The sequence below is a fragment of the Actinomycetota bacterium genome, from assembly GCA_019347675.1.
Lineage (GTDB): Bacteria > Actinomycetota > Nitriliruptoria > Nitriliruptorales > JAHWKO01 > JAHWKW01.
The window spans coordinates 176,650-194,726 of sequence record JAHWKW010000003.1 but is presented as its reverse complement, the minus strand read 5'-3'; the positions used below and the strand labels follow the sequence as shown (position 1 = coordinate 194,726).

The following is an 18,077-nucleotide window of genomic DNA, read 5'->3' as shown; positions in this document are numbered from 1 at the left end:
CGGCCCGGCGCCCGTCAGTCCTCAGACCCGGCATCGGTGCCGCCCTCAGACCCGGCATCGGTGCCGCCCTCAGACCCGGCATCGGTGTCGCCCTCAGACCCGGCATCGGTGTCGCCCTCGGAACCAACGTCGGCGCTGGGCGACTCACCGGGCCGGTCGCGACGTTCCGCCAGGCGCTGCTCCAGCCGACGGCGGAACCCGGCTGCGACTTCCGGGGCGGCGTCCAGGAGCGACTCGAACGACGACTTGGGGATCACCATCAACTCCGAGTCCTCCACCGCCTCCGCCCTGGCTGAGTGGGTGGTGCGCAGCAGCACCGCCTGCTCGCCGAAGTAGGCGCCGGGACCCAGTTCGGCCAGCGTCTCGGCGTCGTCGGTCCGGATCCGGACCCGACCACGGAGGACGACGTAGACCGCTTGGGCTGGCCCGCCCTCGTCAAACACGACGCGACCGGACGGCCACAACAGGTTCGCCGACGCCCCCACCGCCTCCACCAGCGCATCGTCGGGGAACGCCGAGAAGTCGGCGACCTCCCTCAACGTCCGGACCAGGCTGTGCGTCATCGGACCGCTCACATTCCACCTCCCTCAACGGTTGCAGGCTAAACGCACCCGCCAGGACGTGGGTCACGGCCGGAACCGAGCGGGGTGCCTACCCTGGACTGCGGACCGACCATGGGAAGGAGTTGCCGTGTCCATCATGCAGGTCCCGTTCCGCGTCGTCCAGATCAGCGACGTGCACTGCGGCACCCCCACCTTCGATGCGTCGCTGATGGAGCGGTGCGTGCGGGATGTCAACAGCCTCCTCCCCGACGTGGTCATCATCGCCGGCGACATCACCTCCGGGGGGTACCAGTGGGAGTACGAGGACGCAGCCGAGTGGTTCGAGCGCTTCGAGGCTCCCACCGTGGTGGTGCCCGGCAACCACGACGCCCGCAACCTCGGGTACCTGCACTTCGAGCGGTTCTTCGGCGACCGTCACTTCCGGCGGCGGATGACCTTCGACCCCGACCGCGCCGAGCGCATCAACGCGACGGGGGTCACGATCGTCGGTCTAGACTCCTCCGAACCGGATCTCAACGACGGACGGATCGGACGCGAGTGGTACGACTGGATCGGTGAGCAGTACGTCGAGCCCGACGACATCAAGATCCTGGTCTTGCACCACCACCTGGTCTCCATCCCCGGAACGGGGCGGGAACGCAACACGATCAGCGACGCGGGCGACGTGCTGGACGTGTTGACCCGGCTCCAACTCGATCTGGTGATGTGTGGCCACAAGCACGTTCCCTTCTTCTGGGGCCTGAACGGGATGCTGATCTGCAACTCCGGCACGACCTCGACGCGTCGGGTCAGAGGGCTCACCCCGCCGTCGTGGAACGAGATCACGATCGACGCCGCGACGATCAAGGTGCACCTGCACTACGACGACGGTCGCCGGGAACTGTCGGTGATCCGCAGCCGCGCCAACCGTTCGGCGATCCGCGAATCGTTCTACGTCACCGACGACTTCCGTGCCGACAACCGCGTCGACGCCGTCCCTGCCGGGTGAAGGAGGCCAACGTGTCCGCCGCGCGGCCGCTGCGCATCTGCCACCTGGGAAGCATCCACTGCGGTGACACCGCGTACGACCCCGGGCTGCTGCGCTCCACCGTGACGGGGATCCGCGACGTCGGTCCGGACCTGGTCGTGGTCGCCGGCGACCTGACCGCCGGGGGCTACGACTGGGAGTACGACGAGGCGGCCACGGCCCTCGAACGCCTCGACGCGCCGACGGTGGTGGTGCCCGGCAACCACGATTCGCGGAACGTGGGGTACGTGCACTTCGAACGGCGCTTCGGCGACCGCTTCACCCGTCGCCGTATCGAGCTCGACGGTGAGCGAGCCGAGCGGCTGGGGACCGGTGGCATCACGGTCCTCGGGGCCGACTCGTCGGAGCCCGACCTCGAGGGAGGCCGGATCGGTCGGGAGTGGTACGACTGGGTGCGTGAGGGTTTCACCCACCCCGACGACTTCAACGTCTTCGTGCTGCATCACCACCTGGTCGCGATCCCCGGTGCCGGGCGAGAAGCCAACGTCATCCAGGACGCCGGCGACGTCCTCGCGGTCCTCACCGAGCTCGGAGACGTCGACCTGGTCCTGTCCGGACACAAGCACGTCCCGTTCTTCTGGGGCCTCAACGGCACGCTGGTGGCCAACTGTGGGACGGCGTCGACGCGGCGCGTGAGGGGAACGATCCCCCCGTCATGGAACGAGCTGGTGGTGGACGCCTCGAGCATCAAGGTGTTCGTTCACTACACCGACGGACGCCGACAGCTCGCCGTCATCCGCAGCCGCATCACCCAGCGGATCGTCCAGGAGGCGTTCTTCGTCACCGATCGTTTCTTCGCCTCCAACCACCTGCCGGTCGACTGACGTGGCCGACCGCAGCGGGATGTACGGCGACCGTCCGGCGGGTGGCGCCCGCGCTGTGGTGCTGGTCGACGGGGAGCACCACCCGCCCGTCCTGCGTCGAGCCCTGACGCGGCTGGCCGACGACGGGATCGAACCGGTCCAGGTGGTCGTGCTCGGCGGCGGCGAGAAGCTCGACGAGCCGGGCGTGCCCCCCGACCTCGGTGTGCCGGCCCGCTGGCCGGCGTCGGCCGAGCACGAGCTGCTGAAGATCCTGCGCGACACCGGACCTGACGTCGTGGTCGACCTGTCGGGTCCGCCGGTGGTCGAGGCGCCCCGCCGGCTGCGGCTGGCAGCGATCGCTCTGGCGGCGGGCGTCCCGTACGACTCTCCGGGGGTGCGTTACACGCCGCCGGACCTGCCGTCGCTCACCACCCGGCCGACCGTCGCGGTCGTGGCGACGGGCAAGCGGACCGGGAAGACCGCCATGTCGGGAGCGTTCGTTCGCCACGCCCAGCGACGCGGCCGCACACCGGTGGTGGTGGCCATGGGGCGGGGCGGGCCGCCCGAACCGACCGTCATCCCCGCCGGGGAAGCGCTCAACCCCGACCGGCTGCTGGAGGTCGTCGAAGCGGGTGGGCACGCCGCCAGCGACTTCTACGAGGACGCCGTGACGACCGGTGCCGCGAGCATCGGCTGCTACCGCGTCGGCGACGGCCCTGCCGGCGAGGTCGCGCTGTCCAACGTGGCCGCCGGCGTGACCCGGTCCGAGGAGCAGCCCGGCGACCTGACCGTCTTGGAGGGCTCCGGTTCGGCCTTGCCGCCGTGTGCAGCCGACGCCACGGCGCTGATCGTCCCCGCCGACGAGGACCCGGGGCAGTTGCTGTCGTCGCTGCCACTGCGGTTCGTCCTGGCGGATGCGGTCCTGATCAGCTTCGCCGGTGAGGACGCCGACGACGCCCACCTCAAGACGCTCGTGCGGTCGGTCCGCGAGCTGCTGAACGAGCTACCGCGCCGTGACGATCAGCCGGTCCCCGAACCCGTTCTCACCGACCTGCGACCCCACCCCCTGGGTGACGTCTCCGGTCGGCGGGTGTTCGTCGTGAGCACCGCCCGCGGTCGTGCGGCCGACCGTCTGACGAAGACCCTGGAGGAGCGCTTCGGCGCGACGGTGGTGGGGGCCAGCCAGAACCTCGCCGACCGGCCGGCCCTCCTCGACGATCTCTCGCATGCGCCGGCACACGATGCGCTGGTCACCGAGTTGAAGGCGGCGGCGGTGGACGTCGTCGTGCGCACCGCCCGTGACCAGGGAACCGACGTCGTCTTCTGCGACAACCGTCCCGAGCCGGTCCGTGGCGTCGACGTCGATGCTCTGGAGGGGGCCTTCGACCGGCTGCTCAGCCTCGCCGACCGGCGTCACCGCGCGCGCCGCTGAGGACCTCCCCGCGGGGCGTGGCGGTGACGTCGGGGATCGCTTCGCCCTGGCGCTGCAGCACCGCGTCGACCACGAGCCCGTGGACCTCGTCGACCGTCGCGTCCAGCGCGTAGGACCGCACCATCGGGACACCGGCGGCTTCGGCGCGCCGGACCACCTCGTCCTGGATCTCGCGGATCTCCTCGAAGCGTTCCAGGTACCGCTCACGGGGACGGTCGGGCGCTTGCTGTGATCGACCCGACAGGTGCGAGCGATGCACATCGGAGTCATCGACGGTCAAGACCACCTGGACCACGGCGGCGTCCTCGACCTGAGACGCGGTGATCATCCCCGGCAGGATGTGCACGCCCTCCACGATCATGTCGGTGCGTTCGAGGGCGTCGCGCTCGACCAGGTGGCGGATCCCCACCGAGACGGCCTGGACCTGCCGCAGGAACCCGGCGATCAGCGGTTCCTTGACGACGGACACCGCCGGCGGGACCGCATCGACGGCCTCGAACGACGACACGTGCAGCGACGGCATCAGCTCCTCGCTGATCGTGCTGCGCATCACCTCCCGGATGGCGTCGGTCGACACGATGCGGGTCATCGCCAGACGGCTGGCCAAGTGCGTCGCCACGGTCGACTTGCCCACTCCCGTGGCGCCGCCGATCAGTACGATCAGCGGAAGCTGGCGCTCCTGGGCGCGCTGCCAGCGCAGGTAGCGGTCAGCGGCCTTCTCACTGACGGTGTCGCGCAGCACCTGGACGGCGACCTGGCGCAGCTCCTCGACGCTGACCTCCCGCGTGCCGCTGTCGCGCAGGACGTTCTCCACGCGTTCGGCGACGCCGTAGGCGCGGGCGGGGGCCAGGCCCGTGGCCTGCACCGACGTGGCCAGCAGGCCCTTGGAGTAGGGCAGCCCGGTCTTCGTGCCGCGCACGAGGATGTGTGTATGGGCTGTGGGGTCGTGCTCCACGCGGCTCCTCGCTCGGCCGGCTCCCACCGAGCCTATGCGCCGGGAGCCGCCCGTGGCGGCTCCCCGCACGTCACGTCGGGACACAGCAGCCGGTGCCGCACACGTCGTGACATGGCCCCCGAGCGCCGAGGGCGGGACGGTGCGGTTGCGCGGCCGAACGCTCGACGATCAGGTCGCGGATCATCCGGACGTACGTGGGGTCGGCGCCGACGGTGTCCGCACGCACGCGGTGCAGGCCGACCGACGCCGCGTGGGCAGCCGCCTCGACGTCGAGATCGAAGCGGACCTCGAGATGATCGCTGACGAACCCGATCGGGACGACCACCACGTCGGTGATGTCAGCAGCATGCAGGCTGTCGAGGTGGTCGATGATGTCGGGCTCCAGCCACGGGACCTCCGGCGGGCCACTGCGGCTCTGCCACACGAGCGCCCAGGGATGGTCGCCGCCGACGCGTCCGGCCACGAGGCTGCACGCCTCCTCCAGCTGGGCCTGGTAGTCGCTGGCCTCGGCCATCGTGACCGGGATGCTGTGCGCGGTGAAGCTCAGATGAGCGGCGGCGCGGCGGTGATCGGGGATGGCGTGCAGCGCGACGTTCACCTTCCGTGCCTGGGGCTCGATGAACCCCGGGTGGTTGTAGAACGGGCGGATCGGGTCGATCTCCGGGGCGTCGGCCCCGACCTCGGCCCGGGCACGGGCGATGTCCTCGCGGTACTGGCGGCAGCTGGAGTACGAGCTGTAGGCGGATGTGATGAAGCACACGGCACGACGAACGCCGTCGTCACGCATGCGACCGACCGTGTCGCCCACCAACGGATGCCAGTTGCGGTTGCCCCAGTACACCGGCAGATCGGGGCCCCGGTTCGCCAGCTCTTCACGCAGGGCTGCGATCACAGCCCGGTTGTGTGCGTTCAGCGGGCTGACGCCGCCGAAGAGGTAATAGTGCTCGGCGACCTCGTCGAGACGCGCGCGTGGGACGTTGCGGCCGCGGATCACCCGTTCGAGGAACGGGATGACGTCCTCGGGCGCCTCGGGCCCGCCGAACGACAGGTACAGGACCGCGTCGTAGTCGTGCGGCCGGTCGTCGAACCGGCCGTAGCTGCGCCGCGGCACCGACGGTCTCCTCGCTCACGTGGCCGGCACCGCATGGTACGCCCGGTGTGCGAGGATGGCGGCGGCCGTGAAGGAGGTCGGGTGCCGGGACGGGGCGCCAACGGCGACGTCCGCGTCGGCACGGCCTCGTGGACCGATCGGACGCTGATCCGTGACAGCGACTGGTACCCGCGCCGGTCGATGAGCGCCGAGGAGCGACTGCGCTACTACGCGGAACGGTTCAAGGTGGTCGAGGTCGACGCGACCTACTACTACCCGCCCACCGCGGAGCTGGCCGCGCTGTGGACCCAACGCACGCCCGACGACTTCCGCATGGACATCAAGGCGTTCTCGCTCCTCACCCACCACCCCGCATCACCCGATGCGGTGTGGGACGACGTCCTCGCCGACCTGCCTGTCGAGCACCAGGGCAGGCGGCGGGTGTACCTCTCGCACCTGCCGTCGGATGCGGTCGACCGCGCCTTCGAGCACGTCCGCACGGCGCTGATGCCGTTGCACTCCGCGGGGAAGCTCGGAGCGGTGTTCTTCCAGTTCCCGCCGTGGTTCCGCCCCGGCCGAGCGGCACGCGACTACCTCGCGCAGCTCCCGCAGCGGCTCCCCGACTACGACCTCGCGGTCGAGTTCCGCCACCGTTCGTGGATAGACGGGGCGGACGCCGACCGCACCCTCGACCTGTTGGAGGAGCTGGGTCTGGCCTACGTGTGCGTCGACGAGCCGCAGGGCTTCGAGACCTCCGTCCCGCCGGTCGTCGCCGCGACCACGGACCGCCTGGCGGTGATCCGGTTCCACGGCCACAACCGCGAGACCTGGGAGAAGGAGGGCATCACGGCCGCGGAGCGGTTCGCCTACCTGTACTCCACCGAGGAGCTGGCCCAGTGGGCAGCCCGCGTCCAGCAGCTCAGCGTCCAAGCCCGCGAGACACACGCGATCATGAACAACTGCTACCGCGACTACGGGGTACGCAACGCCGCGCAGCTCGCGCAGCTGCTGGACGTGCGCCCCGACCCCCGGCCCTAGAGCGCGGCGCAGTCACGCTGCGTCGGGGCCGAGCACGATCGTGACCGTCTCGACCGTCGGGTCCTCGCGCAGCTCGCCTCGCCCGTCCAGCGCACGGGCGACCGCCTCGGCCTGGGTCCGCCGCCCTCGCGGGTGGTTCACCACCGTGCGGTCGACCTGCTGCGAGGCGTCAGCGACGCTGACGACGCGGAAGCCTTCGGAGCGCAGCCGATCCGCGGTGCGTGCCGCGAGCCCGGTGATGCCGGCGCCGTTCAGGACCCTGACCTCCACGTCGGCCGGGTCGACCTGCGCCCCGCCAGCGGCCTCGGCCAGGACCGAACCGTCCCGGAAGCGCTCGAAGAGCTGCTCGGCCTCGTCCTCGTTCACCCGCAGCACAGCGCCACCGCCGACGTTGGCGGGCGTGGCGGGGACGGTGTGGGTCACCGATCTGCCGGATGCGACGCCGAGCATGCCGAACCCCAGCCGAACCAGCGCGACCGTGCCCAGCCCCTGGTCGCCGGTGAGGGCGTTCCCGACCCGCCCGGCCGTCTCGTACAGGCGCAGCGGGTTCAGCGCCACCGACGGCGAGATGACCTCCTGCGCCAGCGCCTTGAGGAACTGTTGCTGGCGCTCGATGCGCTGCAGGTCACTGTCGATCTTGCGGACCCGGACGTAGCCCAGCGCCTGTCGGCCGTCCAGCCGCTGACAGCCTGCCGGTAGGTCGATCCCGGCGAAGGGGTCGGCGATGGGCTGGTCGAGGCAGAGGTCGACGCCGCCGACCGCGTCGACGATGTGCCGGAAGCCCAGGAAGTGCACGGCGAGGTAGTGATCGATCGGGATGTCGGACAGGTCCCGCACCGTGCGCACCAGGCAGTCCGCCCCGCCGATCGCGAACGCCCCGTTGATGCGGCCCGTCGAACCGTCGCAGCGCTCGACGTACAGGTCCCGGGGGAAGGCGAGCACCGCCGCGCGCCGGCCGGAGACGGTCATCAGGAAGATCGTGTCGGCGCGTTCGCCGGCGGTGTCGCCGGTCGCGAGTTCACGCTGCTGCTCAGGTGTCAGCCCGGCGCGGCTGTCGGAACCCACGACCAACACGTGCAGAGGACGGCTTGCGCCGTCGAGGCCACCGACCTCGACGTGCTGCATCTGCGCGCTGGCGTACACGGCCGCCCCGACGCCCGTCGCCGCCGCGGCGAGCACCACCAGCACGACGATCACCAGGACGACCCGCACGCTGCGTCGTCCCCGACGCCGCCCCCCACGGACGGTGGCGCCCCAGCCCTCGTCGTGGGTCTCGGTCACGTCGTCCTCCGCGCGGGTGTCCGCAGTCTGGCAGCTGCAGCGGCCGGAACGATCCAGCGTGGACGCGGTTGACGACGGCCGGCCGCCACACGACAGTGAGGTGCCGCTGCGACGGGGGACGGCCGGGCGGTGCCGGGGCGGTGCGCGAGCGCCGGGCGGACGAGGGGAACAGCCGTGGGGCGTGGGGTCGGGCTGCGGATCGTCGTGGCTTTGTGCGTGCTGGTCGCTGGCCTGACCGTGCCGCAGGCCGCCTCGGACGCTCACCGCCGGCCACGGACGCTGCTGGACGTCCGCCGCGCCGCAGCCGGCGTGGTGGAGCCGGGGTTCCCGATCGACCACCTCGGGGTGGTGTGGGACGGGGAAGGGGTCGGCGCCCAAGCGGGTGACAACGGCGCCGTGCGGTTCCGTCACGGCCGGATGTGGGGACCGTGGATCGCGCTGATCGAGGACGGCGCCGACGCCGAGGGGCAGTGGGCGAGCGGCCTGGTGGCCGGCGACGACGCCGACGCCTACCAGGTCCGCGGCATCCCCCCTGTGGCCGCCAACGTCCGCGTCGCCGCGATCAACACCACAGACGGTCCTGTGGAGCGGATCGGGAAGCGACCGGCGGCCGCGGCGGATGCGCTGCAGCGCTGCGTGTCACGCGCCGAGTGGCAGGCCGACGAGTCGATCCGGACGGGGTCGCGATCCTTCGGCGTGGCGCAGGTGATGACCGTGCATCACACCGCTCGCCTCAACCGCACCGGCGACGATCCCGCGGCCGTCGTGCGCGGCATCTACGCCTACCACATCAAGGTCCGCGGATGGGATGACATCGGCTACCAGTACCTGATCGACCCGCATGGCCGCATCTACGAGGGACGCTGGTCGGGGGGCGACAGCCGCCGCTGCGATGCCGGAGGCAACGGGCGTGACTTCGCCCACGACGACCGCAACCGGCTGGTCACCGGCGCACACGTCGGCGGCTACAACACCGGCAACGTCGGTGTGGCCCTGCTGGGCCACTTCGGTGCGCCCGGCCAGCCCGGCGAGGAACCCACCGCCGCCGCGGTCGGCACGCTCGAGGACGCCCTGGCGGAACTCGCCGCCCGCCACGGCCTCGACCCGCAGGCGCACGTCACGTACTCCAACAGCAGCAGCTCCCGGACCGTGCCCGCGATCTCCGGCCACCAGGACTTCTCGTCGACCGACTGCCCCGGTGACCGGCTCTACGAGCGCCTGCCCGAGATCCGGCGGTCGGTGGCCGCCAAAGCGGCGGGCCCCACCGACACCGCTCCGCCGGTGCTGGACCACCTGTCGCTGTCTCCGCAGCGGGTCGACACCGCCGCTGGCGACGCCACGTTGACGTTCACCCTCGACCTGGGCGATGACGAGTCAGGCGTGGCGGCGGGCGCGGAACCTCTGACCCGCGTTGCGCTGCGCAGCCCGTCCGGCCGACAGCGGCTGACCGCCACGGTCGACGCGGCCCGCCACCTGGTGTCCGGGACCGCGCTGCAGGGCCGGTTCCGCACCAACGCGGTGCTGCCTCAGTACGCCGAGCCGGGGACGTGGACGGTCGAGGCGGTCACGGTCGCCGACGAGGCGGGGAACGTCGCCAGCGTCCGCACCGCTGCGCTGGCCGCCGGGGGCTGGCCGACGGAGCTGGCGGTCGTCGACCCACGTCGGCCACCGACCGCACCCGACACGGTGAGCGCGACGCCGACGGACCGCGGGGCGAGCGTGACGTGGTTGCCTCCGACCGACGACGGCGGCGCGGCGGTGGAGCTCTACACCGTCGCGGCCGCGCCGGGCTCCACAACGGTGACCGTGGCCGGATCCACAACGTCCGCGCGGTTGACCGGCCTCACCAATGGTGTGGCCTACCGGGTCACGGTGGTGGCCACCAACGCGGTCGGTGACAGCCCACCGTCGCAACCCACACCGGTCACCCCCGCTGTGCGCTTCGATGGCGACCCCGCAACGACCGAGCGCGTCGACGAAGCCACCCCCACTGCCGCCGGCGTTGGGTTGAGCCAGGCCCGTTTCGCGCCGGGTGCAGCTCCGTACGCGGTGCTGTCCCGAGACGACGTCTTCGCGGACTCGCTCGCCGGATCGGCATTGGCCGGGCGCGCCCCGCTGTTGTTCACGACCACCGGTGCGCTGTCCACCGTCACACGCACTGAGCTGCGCCGGGTCCTCCCGCCGGGCGCGACCGTGTACCTGCTGGGAGGTCACGACGCGGTCGGCGTCGCGGTCGAGAGCGCCGTCCAGGCCGACGGCTACGTCACCCGCCGTCTGAGCGGAGCCACGCGGGTGGAGACCGCGCTCGCCGTCGCCGACGAGGTCCGGCGACTGCGTCCGGGAAGCAACCAGGTCATCCTCGCCCGGAGCCACGGCCCGGCCCACGATCCGAACGCCGGCTGGGCGGACTCGGTGACCGGCGGGGCGTTCGCTGCCCGCGCCGGCCACCCGGTTCTGCTCAGTCCGACCGCTTCGCTGCATGACGCCGTCCGCGACTGGCTTGCCCGCGACCTCCCCGTCCGCACGGTGGTTGTGGGCGGAACGGCTGCGCTGTCCGACGCGGTGGCCGGGGCGGTGCCCCACCCCGACCGGGTGGCGGGCCCCAGTCGTGCGGAGACCGCCGGGGCGATCGCCACCCGACTGTGGGGGGCGACCGCGAGCGGCCCCCGCCGGTTCGTCATCCTCAACGGCTACCACGGCGACGGCTGGGGCTACGGGCTGGCGGCGGCGGGCATCGCCGCCGACGCCGGTGCGCCTGTTGTCCTCGTCGCCGCCGACTTCGTCCCGACGATCACCCGGGACCTGGCGGCGACCTGCGGAGCGCCCCAGGTGGACCTGCTGCTGGTCGGGGACCGGTCGGTCATCCCCGACGATCGTCGTGGGGAGCTCGACGCCGTCGACGGTCGGCCCTGCTGAAGCGGTTCAGCCCATCCGGCACACCGGCGAGGTCCCGAAGGACTCGGCCAGCGCCTCCTTCAGTCCCCGCGGGAACGGTGACGCCACGCGCCGGTGGACCGGTGCGAGGGCCCGCTGGGCGCCTCCGTCGCCGCCGAACGCCTCGACGCAGCCTCGGGGTTCGAGGTTGGCCAGCGCCAGGATGGCACCGCGGCATCCCACGGCCCCCGCCATGGTCAGCAGCGCTGAGGAGCCGACGTAGACGTCGCCGTCATACGCGTCCAGTGTGTGCAACAGCCGGTCGGGGTCGCCGGTCGAATCCTTGACGCCGACCACCGGGAGCGACGCCAGAGCAGCGACCGGGATCCCCGGCGGCGCCATGGTGGGGAAGTGGTAGGCCAACACGGGAACGTCGCCCGCGGCGTCCCGCACCGCTTCGTAGTAGGGCCGTGGATCGGCGGCTTGCAGGCCGGAGAGCGCCAGCACCGCATCGGCGCCGTGGTCACACGCGGCCCGGGTCAGACCCACGGCCTGGCGCGCCGATGGCGCTCCGGTCCCCACCACCACCGGCACCCGTCCGGCGATCCGCCGGCGGACGGTCGCGACCAGCGCGAGGCGCTCATCAGTGTCCAGCGTCGGTGCCTCACCGGTGCTGCCCGCCACCACCACCGCGGCGACACCTGCCTCGACCAGACGCTCGGCGTGCTCGGCCGTGGCATCGGTGTCCAACCTCCCGTCGGCGTCGAAGAGCGTGACGAGCGCCACGCCGACACCGTCGAAGACCGACATGGACACTCCTCGCGACTCAGGATCCCAGACAGCGGCTGCTGCTGGCCACAGGGCACGGCCCCACGTCCGATGTCGAGCCCGGCGTCAGCCGCGCTGGTCGATCGGGACGTAGTCGCGCTCGGCGGGACCGACGTACAGCTGGCGGGGACGGGCGATGGCCTGCTCCTCGTCGAGCAGGTTCTCCTGCCACTGGGCGACCCAGCCCGCGATCCGACCGATGGCGAACAGCACCGGGAACATGTCGGTGGGGAAGCCCATCGCCTGGTAGATGATCCCCGTGTAGAAGTCCACGTTGGGGTACAGGCGGCGCTCGAGGAAGTAGTCGTCTTCCAACGCGATCCGTTCGAGCTCGACGGCGATGTCGATCAGCGGGTTCTTCCCCGTCACCCCGAACACCTCGTGGGCGAGGTCGCGCACCACCCGCGCGCGCGGGTCGTAGTTCTTGTACACGCGGTGGCCGAAGCCCATCAGGCGGAAGTCACCGTGCTTGACCCGCTCGACGTACTCGGGGACCTGCCGGACATCGCCGATCTGTTCGAGCATCCGTAGCACCTGCTCGTTCGCTCCGCCGTGCTTGGGGCCGTAGAGCGCGGCGACGGCTGCCGCGGCCGACGAGTACGGGTCGGCGTCGGAGCTTCCCACCGTCCGCATCGTGGTGGTCGAGCAGTTCTGCTCGTGGTCGGCGTGGAGGATGAACAGAACGTCCATCGCCCGTTCCAGGACCGGATCGGGCTCGTACTTCAGCTCGGTTTTCTTCCACATCATGTTGAGGAAGTTCCCGGGGAAGGACAGGTGGTTGTCGGGGTAGGCGTAGCGCAGCCCGATCGAGTGGCGGTAGGCGAACGCCGCCAGGGTGGGGAACTTCGCGATCAGCCGGACGATCTGCTTGTGGCGCACCTCGGGATCGTGGATCTGCTTGGCCTCGGGGTAGAAGGTCGACAACGCGCCGACCGTGCCGACCAGGATGCCCATCGGGTGGGCGTCGTGATGGAACCCGTCGATGAACTTCTTGATGTTCTCGTGGATCATCGTGTGGTGGGTGATGTCGAACACCCACTCGTCGTAGTGGTCCTTGCTGGGCAGCTCCCCGTGAACCAGCAGGTAGGCCACCTCGAGAAAGCTGCTGCGGTCGGCGAGGTCTTGGATCGCGTACCCGCGGTAGCGCAACACCCCAGCGGCCCCGTCGATGAACGTGACCTCGCTGCGGGAGTTGGCGGTGTTGCGGAAGGCCGGGTCGTACACGAGGAGGCCGAAGTCGTCGTCGGAGACCTTGATCTGACGCAGATCCATCGCGCGGACCGCACCGTCGACCAGCTCGACCTCGTAGCGGCGCCCCGTCCGGTTGTCCGTGATGCTCAAGGTTTCCTTGGCACCGTCGTTCATCGCCACCCGTCTCCTCGAGTCGTGACACCCGCGACGGTAACGCCACCGCGGCGAACAGGTCCGGCCGGATGGGCGCACCTGGCGCCGGATGGGCACCACTGGCGGCGACAGGCAGACCGTGACGCTGTCGGACCCGGTTGCGCGCGCTCAGCTCGCCATCGCGTCGATCATCTTGTTGCGCAGAGTGATCACGGCCTTGGAGTGGATCTGACAGACCCGCGACTCCGTCACCCCGAGGACACCCCCGATCTGGGCCAGGGTCATGCCTTCGAAGTAGTACAACGCGATGATCTTCTGTTCGCGTTCGGACAGCTTCCCGATCGACTGGACGAGGATGTCGCGGGTCGCCTGCTCGTCGATGGCGTCCAGGGGGCCCAACGTCGCCGTGTCCTGGAGCGTGTCGACCAGCGTGATCTGCTCGTCGCCGTCACCTCCGAGCGTGCGGTCCAGCTCCGCGATCGAGGTGTAGGCGGTCTCCTCCAGCATGCGGTGGAACTCCTCGACGGTCACCTCGAGCTCGACGGCGATCTCCTGATCGCTGGGTGTCCGCCCGAGCTCGATCTCCAGCCGGCGTATCGCGCCGGCGATCGCCTTGGACTTGTTGCGCACCGAGCGCGGCACCCAGTCGACCTTGCGCAGCTCGTCGATGATCGCCCCGCGGATCCGCGTCACCGCATAGGTCGCGAACTTCACCCCCTTGGCGGGGTCGAAGCGCTCGATCGCGTCGATCAGCCCGAAGATCCCATAGGAGACCAGATCGGTGTGCTCGATGGTGTCCGGCAGGCTCACGCCGACCCGGCCGGCGACGTACTTGACCAGCGGCGAGTAATGCAGGATCAGGGCGTCGCGGGCGGCACCGTCGTGGGTCTCGTGGTAGCGCTCCCACAGCGCCTCAGGATCCACCGCTGCTCCTGGTGATCGGCTCGTTACCCATCGTACGCATCGGTCGGCGATCCTTCATGGGTGCGATCCGTCATCGGTCAGGTTGGTCACGTTCCACGTCGTGTTGGTCACGTTCAACGTGGTGATCGTCGAGCACCGGCCGACCGGTGCCGGTCGGGTCGCCGGTGGCGGGCTGGTCGGCTTCGGAAGGGGCCTCCTCGGCCGTGGCGTCGCTGTCGGCCGTGTCCCCCGTGCCCACGCCCAGCCGGCGTTCGTCGATCTCGGGCGGAGGCTCCTCGTCCGCGCCACCGGCGATCGGCTCCAACGGTCGCGCATCGGGTCGCTGCTGCATGGTCTGTCACTTTCCTGGGCCACCCGTCCACCTAACCGGGTCGTGTCCCGCGGTTTGCATCATCGCACCCGCCGACTGTCGGGGCCGGAGGATGACAGCCGCAGGCAACCGGCGGCCGTGGCGACCTGCGTGCGGCCCGGTCGCGAGCGGGCTCGGAGCCCGTTTCCGGCAAGCGGTAGGGTGCCGGCGTCGGACAACGAGAGGGGATCGCATGACCACCAAGCTGCGCGTGACCGACGAGGACATCGACACCGCCTTCACCGCCGCATCGCCGCCGCGGGCTCAGGGCGACGCTGCCGACGGTGACGCGGCGGACGCCACCGACGGTGACGCAGCCGACAGCGACGCCGACGACAGTGACGCCACCGACGCCGCCGACAGTGACGCCGCCGACGCGGCCGACGCCGCCGACGCCGACGGAGAGGACGCCTGAGCCCGGTGCCATCCGGGGTCCCGCGCAGCCTGCGTCGCTGCGTCGGGGACGCCGACCGCTTCCTCCGGGAGGCCTGGCAGTGCTCCGCGCACCTGCACCGGCGCCGCGGCGATGACGACTTCGCGGATCTGCTGTCGTTCGACGACGTCGACCGGATCCTCGCCACGATGTCGCCGCGGCCGCCGGCGTTCCGCCTGGTGCGGGCAGGCAACACGCTCCCACGCGCCAGCTACACGCGGAGCGGCACGCTGGGCGGTCAGCGGCTGACCGACCTGCCCGACATCGGACGCGTCCTGAAGCTGTTCGACGAGGGCGCGACGATCGTGCTGCAGGGCCTGCACCGCTACTGGGAGCCGGTCACCCGCTTCTGCCGCGAGCTGGAGGCGTTCCTCACCCAGCCCGTGCAGGCCAACGCCTACCTCACACCGCCGGTCGCCACCGGCCTGAACGTCCACCACGACATCCACGACGTCTTCGCCATGCAGACGTTCGGCCGGAAACACTGGGTGACCTACGCGCCCGTCGTCGACGATCCCGTGGCATCACAGCGCTGGGATCCGTCACTCGGTGATCCCGGCGAGCCGGTCCTGGACGTCGAACTCGCGCCTGGCGACTGCCTGTACGTCCCGCGGGGCATGCTGCACGCGGCGCGGACGGTCGACACCGCGTCGCTGCACCTGACGCTCGGCATCCGGAGCGTCACCTGGCACGACCTGTTCACCCAGGTGGTCACCGACGCGGCCGACGAGGTCCGCTTCCGTCAGGCGCTCCCCGCCGGGTACGCCACCGATCCGGCCGGGTTCGCCGGGACGGTCTCCGCCCGGCTGAAGGAGCTCGCGACCTGGATCGAGGAGCGCGACGGCGGGAAGCTCGCCGCGCGGCTGGCGGACCGCTTCTGGGCGTCGCGGCCACCGGTCCTCGATGGGCAGCTACGCCAGCTGCTCGACCTCGACGCCCTCGACCAGGACAGCCGCGTCAGCCGCCGCGACGGTGCCGTGGCCCACCTCGACGTCCGCGACGGGCGAGCCCACCTGCAACTCGGCGACCGGCGCCTCACGCTCCCGGCGGAACTCGAGCCGGTGATCGGCCGACTGCTGAGCGCCCAGGGACTCCGTGTCGGCGACCTGACGGAGCTGGACGAAGACAGCCGCGTTGTGCTGGTGCGGCGGCTGATCCGCGAGGGTCTGCTCGTGGCCGGCGGTGAGTGAGCGGTTCTCCTGCTCGCGGGCGGCACGGACCCGTGCGGAACCGCTGCTGGCCACGGCCTCGCGCATCCGCCGCTGGATCGCGCTCGAGCAGCCGGGAGCCTGGGGACACGACGCTGTCATCGACAGCCGGCTGCAGCCGGCGATCGGCGGAGAGCTGCGGCGCCGTGCACGGCAGGTCGACGCCCGCCTGATCGTGATCCGTCGCCACGGTCGCGCCGCCGACGACGGTGCCGCGGTCACCTGCTTCGTCGCGCACTCCACGCCCCGTGCCTGCTGGGTGGAGCAGCTGACCTTCGACGATGCCGCGGGGCTGCTCGACCACGATCTCTCCCCGCTGGCGGCGGGTCGGTCGGTCGGAGGCCGGGCGGTCAGCCGCGGTCCGTACCTTGTGTGCACCAACGGCGCCCACGACCCGTGCTGCGCCGAGTTCGGCCGGCCGCTCGCGGCGGCGCTCAGCGTCGCGCGACCGGCCGAGACCTGGGAGTGCTCACACATCGGCGGTGACCGCTTCGCCGGCAACCTCGTGATCCTCCCCGAGGGCCTGTACTTCGGGTGGGTCAGCCCCACGGACGCCCCCGAGGTGATCGAGCGGTACGAGGCCGGCACGATCGATCTGGCCCACTACCGGGGCCGCAGCTGCTATCCGTTCGCGGTTCAGGCAGCCGAGACCTTCATCCGGGACAGGCTGGGGCTGACCGCGGTCGGTGCGCTCCGCGCGATCGGCCGAGGTCGCGTCGACGGAGACCTGCACGAGATCACCTTCGCCACGATCGACGGGCGACGCGTGGCCGCCACGGTGCGGGCGCGTCCCGACCCGGAGGCGTGGCGCCTGACCTGCCGCGCGGCCGGCCGCATGTGCCCGCTGCGGTACGAGCTGGTCGACCTGAACGTGCCGATGACCGGCTCCAGCGGCCGGTAGCGTCGCTCGGGATGGGTGTCCACCACAGGATGCGGCTGGGTGCCGCCATCACGGTGGCCGGTGTGCTCGGGATGGTCGGATGCACCCGCGGGCCAGTCAGCGATCCGCCGACCGCCACGTCCGACACCGCCGGTGGTCGCATCGACGCCTCAGAGCCAGGCGGGGCGGTGACCACCGAGCCCACCGCGGCCAGCGAGCCCCGACAACGCCCGGCGGTCCTGGTCGGCGCCGGGGACATCGCCTCGTGTGAGAGCTCCGGCGACGAGGCGACCGCGGCGCTTCTCGACGAGATCGACGGCACCGTCGCCACGTTCGGTGACAACGTCTACGACCGGGGAACCGCCACCGAGTTCGCCCGCTGCTACGACCCGTCCTGGGGTCGCCACCGTCACCGCACGCGCCCCGCCCCCGGCAACCACGACTACGGCACCGACTCCGCCACCGCGTACTTCGACTACTTCGGTACCGCCGCCGGCCCGCGGGGCGCCGGGTACTACAGCTACGACCTCGGCCCGCACTGGCACGCGATCGTCCTCAACAGCAACTGCGGCGCGGTGGGTGGTTGCGGACCCGGATCCGCGCAGGAACGCTGGCTACGTGGAGACCTCGCCGCCAACGCCGACCGTCACGTCGTGGCGTACTGGCACCATGCGCGCTTCAGCTCGGGCCCGCACGGCGACAGCGACGCGACCGCTGCGTTCTGGACCGCCCTGTACGAGCACGGCGCCGAGATCGTCCTGGCGGGCCACGACCACCTGTACGAGCGCTACGCCCCGCTGGACCCCCGCGGACTCCTGGACACCAGCCACGGGATCCGCCAGTTCGTGGTCGGGACCGGCGGGCGGAGCCTGTACCGACTCCGCCAGCCGCGGCGGGCGGGGTCGGAGGCGGCCAGCGACGCCACATACGGGGTGATCGTTCTCACGCTGCGGCGCGACGGATACGACTGGGAGTACGCCCCTGTCGCCGGCGGGACCTTCCGCGACGCCGGGCAAGGGTCGGTGCACGGGCCACCCGGCGGCTAGGA

17 protein-coding genes are annotated in these 18,077 nt (G+C 71.3%); 9 read left to right on the top strand and 8 right to left on the bottom strand.

Annotated features, from left to right (window positions below):
- Positions 1–14: 14 nt before the first annotated feature.
- Positions 15–575 carry a cyclic nucleotide-binding domain-containing protein gene (locus KY462_03250; GenBank protein ID MBW3576755.1) on the bottom strand — a complete coding sequence of 187 codons (561 nt, stop codon included), beginning with the start codon at positions 573–575 and terminating at the stop codon, positions 15–17.
- Between the two features lie 115 nt (positions 576–690).
- On the opposite strand from KY462_03250, the gene KY462_03245 reads away from it, so the two are divergent.
- From KY462_03245 to KY462_03235, 3 genes are read left to right on the top strand one after another with little or no spacing between them, the layout of a single operon-like run.
- Complete coding sequence (locus KY462_03245) at positions 691–1,551, top strand: metallophosphoesterase (protein ID MBW3576754.1); 861 nt, start codon at positions 691–693, stop codon at positions 1,549–1,551.
- Between the two features lie 11 nt (positions 1,552–1,562).
- A complete protein-coding gene (locus KY462_03240) occupies positions 1,563–2,414 on the top strand; it encodes a metallophosphoesterase (protein ID MBW3576753.1) in 852 nt (283 codons plus the stop codon).
- Between the two features lies 1 nt (position 2,415).
- Entirely contained in the window at positions 2,416–3,825 is a 1,410-nt protein-coding gene (locus KY462_03235) for a 2,3-diphosphoglycerate synthetase (protein MBW3576752.1), read from the top strand.
- Here KY462_03235 and KY462_03230 read toward each other — a convergent pair.
- Together KY462_03230 and KY462_03225 are read right to left on the bottom strand one after the other, a co-directional pair.
- Positions 3,788–4,780: a hypothetical protein gene (locus KY462_03230; protein ID MBW3576751.1), complete on the bottom strand. Its 993-nt coding sequence runs from the start codon at positions 4,778–4,780 to the stop codon at positions 3,788–3,790. The two genes, KY462_03235 and KY462_03230, sit on opposite strands and share 38 nt — an antisense overlap.
- 70 nt (positions 4,781–4,850) lie before the next feature.
- Complete coding sequence (locus KY462_03225) at positions 4,851–5,891, bottom strand: ferrochelatase (GenBank protein ID MBW3576750.1); 1,041 nt, start codon at positions 5,889–5,891, stop codon at positions 4,851–4,853.
- Between the two features lie 33 nt (positions 5,892–5,924).
- Between KY462_03225 and KY462_03220 the strand changes: the two genes are divergently transcribed.
- Complete coding sequence (locus KY462_03220; protein MBW3576749.1) at positions 5,925–6,908, top strand: DUF72 domain-containing protein; 984 nt, start codon at positions 5,925–5,927, stop codon at positions 6,906–6,908.
- A gap of 12 nt (positions 6,909–6,920) precedes the next feature.
- On the opposite strand, the gene KY462_03215 is transcribed toward KY462_03220, so the two are convergent.
- Positions 6,921–8,189: an LCP family protein gene (locus KY462_03215; GenBank protein ID MBW3576748.1), complete on the bottom strand. Its 1,269-nt coding sequence runs from the start codon at positions 8,187–8,189 to the stop codon at positions 6,921–6,923.
- Positions 8,190–8,363: 174 nt separating this feature from the next.
- Between KY462_03215 and KY462_03210 the strand changes: the two genes are divergently transcribed.
- A complete protein-coding gene (locus tag KY462_03210; protein ID MBW3576747.1) occupies positions 8,364–11,105 on the top strand; it encodes a cell wall-binding repeat-containing protein in 2,742 nt (913 codons plus the stop codon).
- Positions 11,106–11,111: 6 nt separating this feature from the next.
- On the opposite strand, the gene KY462_03205 is transcribed toward KY462_03210, so the two are convergent.
- From KY462_03205 to KY462_03190, 4 genes are all read right to left on the bottom strand, one after another.
- The gene (locus KY462_03205) at positions 11,112–11,873 is read right to left on the bottom strand and encodes a dihydrodipicolinate synthase family protein (GenBank protein ID MBW3576746.1); all 762 of its coding nucleotides are present in this window, start codon (positions 11,871–11,873) and stop codon (positions 11,112–11,114) included.
- Positions 11,874–11,957: 84 nt separating this feature from the next.
- A complete protein-coding gene (locus KY462_03200) occupies positions 11,958–13,256 on the bottom strand; it encodes a citrate synthase (protein MBW3576745.1) in 1,299 nt (432 codons plus the stop codon).
- A 147-nt stretch (positions 13,257–13,403) separates the two neighbouring features.
- Positions 13,404–14,159: a FliA/WhiG family RNA polymerase sigma factor gene (locus KY462_03195; GenBank protein ID MBW3576744.1), complete on the bottom strand. Its 756-nt coding sequence runs from the start codon at positions 14,157–14,159 to the stop codon at positions 13,404–13,406.
- 70 nt (positions 14,160–14,229) lie between these two features.
- Positions 14,230–14,490 carry a hypothetical protein gene (locus KY462_03190; GenBank protein MBW3576743.1) on the bottom strand — a complete coding sequence of 87 codons (261 nt, stop codon included), beginning with the start codon at positions 14,488–14,490 and terminating at the stop codon, positions 14,230–14,232.
- Positions 14,491–14,701: 211 nt separating this feature from the next.
- On the opposite strand from KY462_03190, the gene KY462_03185 reads away from it, so the two are divergent.
- From KY462_03185 to KY462_03170, 4 genes are read left to right on the top strand one after another with little or no spacing between them, the layout of a single operon-like run.
- On the top strand, positions 14,702–14,923 hold the full coding sequence (locus KY462_03185; GenBank protein MBW3576742.1) for a hypothetical protein: 222 nt from the start codon (positions 14,702–14,704) through the stop codon (positions 14,921–14,923).
- Positions 14,924–14,928: 5 nt separating this feature from the next.
- Positions 14,929–16,131: a cupin domain-containing protein gene (locus KY462_03180; protein MBW3576741.1), complete on the top strand. Its 1,203-nt coding sequence runs from the start codon at positions 14,929–14,931 to the stop codon at positions 16,129–16,131.
- On the top strand, positions 16,124–17,050 hold the full coding sequence (locus KY462_03175; GenBank protein ID MBW3576740.1) for a sucrase ferredoxin: 927 nt from the start codon (positions 16,124–16,126) through the stop codon (positions 17,048–17,050). The genes KY462_03180 and KY462_03175 overlap by 8 nt, the downstream gene beginning before the upstream one ends.
- Positions 17,051–17,061: 11 nt before the next feature.
- Positions 17,062–18,075, top strand: a complete 1,014-nt coding sequence (locus KY462_03170) for a metallophosphoesterase (protein MBW3576739.1) — start codon at positions 17,062–17,064, stop codon at positions 18,073–18,075.
- Positions 18,076–18,077 lie beyond the last annotated feature (2 nt).

Excerpts from the sequence above, each read along its gene's own strand:
- KY462_03170 (MBW3576739.1), top strand. The coding sequence starts at position 17,062 with ATGGGTGTCCACCACAGGATGCGGCTGGGTGCCGCCATCACGGTGGCC.
- KY462_03200 (MBW3576745.1), bottom strand. The coding sequence starts at position 13,256 with ATGAACGACGGTGCCAAGGAAACCTTGAGCATCACGGACAACCGGACG.
- KY462_03220 (MBW3576749.1), top strand. The coding sequence starts at position 5,925 with ATGGTACGCCCGGTGTGCGAGGATGGCGGCGGCCGTGAAGGAGGTCGG.
- KY462_03205 (MBW3576746.1), bottom strand. The coding sequence starts at position 11,873 with ATGTCGGTCTTCGACGGTGTCGGCGTGGCGCTCGTCACGCTCTTCGAC.
- KY462_03185 (MBW3576742.1), top strand. The coding sequence starts at position 14,702 with ATGACCACCAAGCTGCGCGTGACCGACGAGGACATCGACACCGCCTTC.
- KY462_03190 (MBW3576743.1), bottom strand. The coding sequence starts at position 14,490 with ATGCAGCAGCGACCCGATGCGCGACCGTTGGAGCCGATCGCCGGTGGC.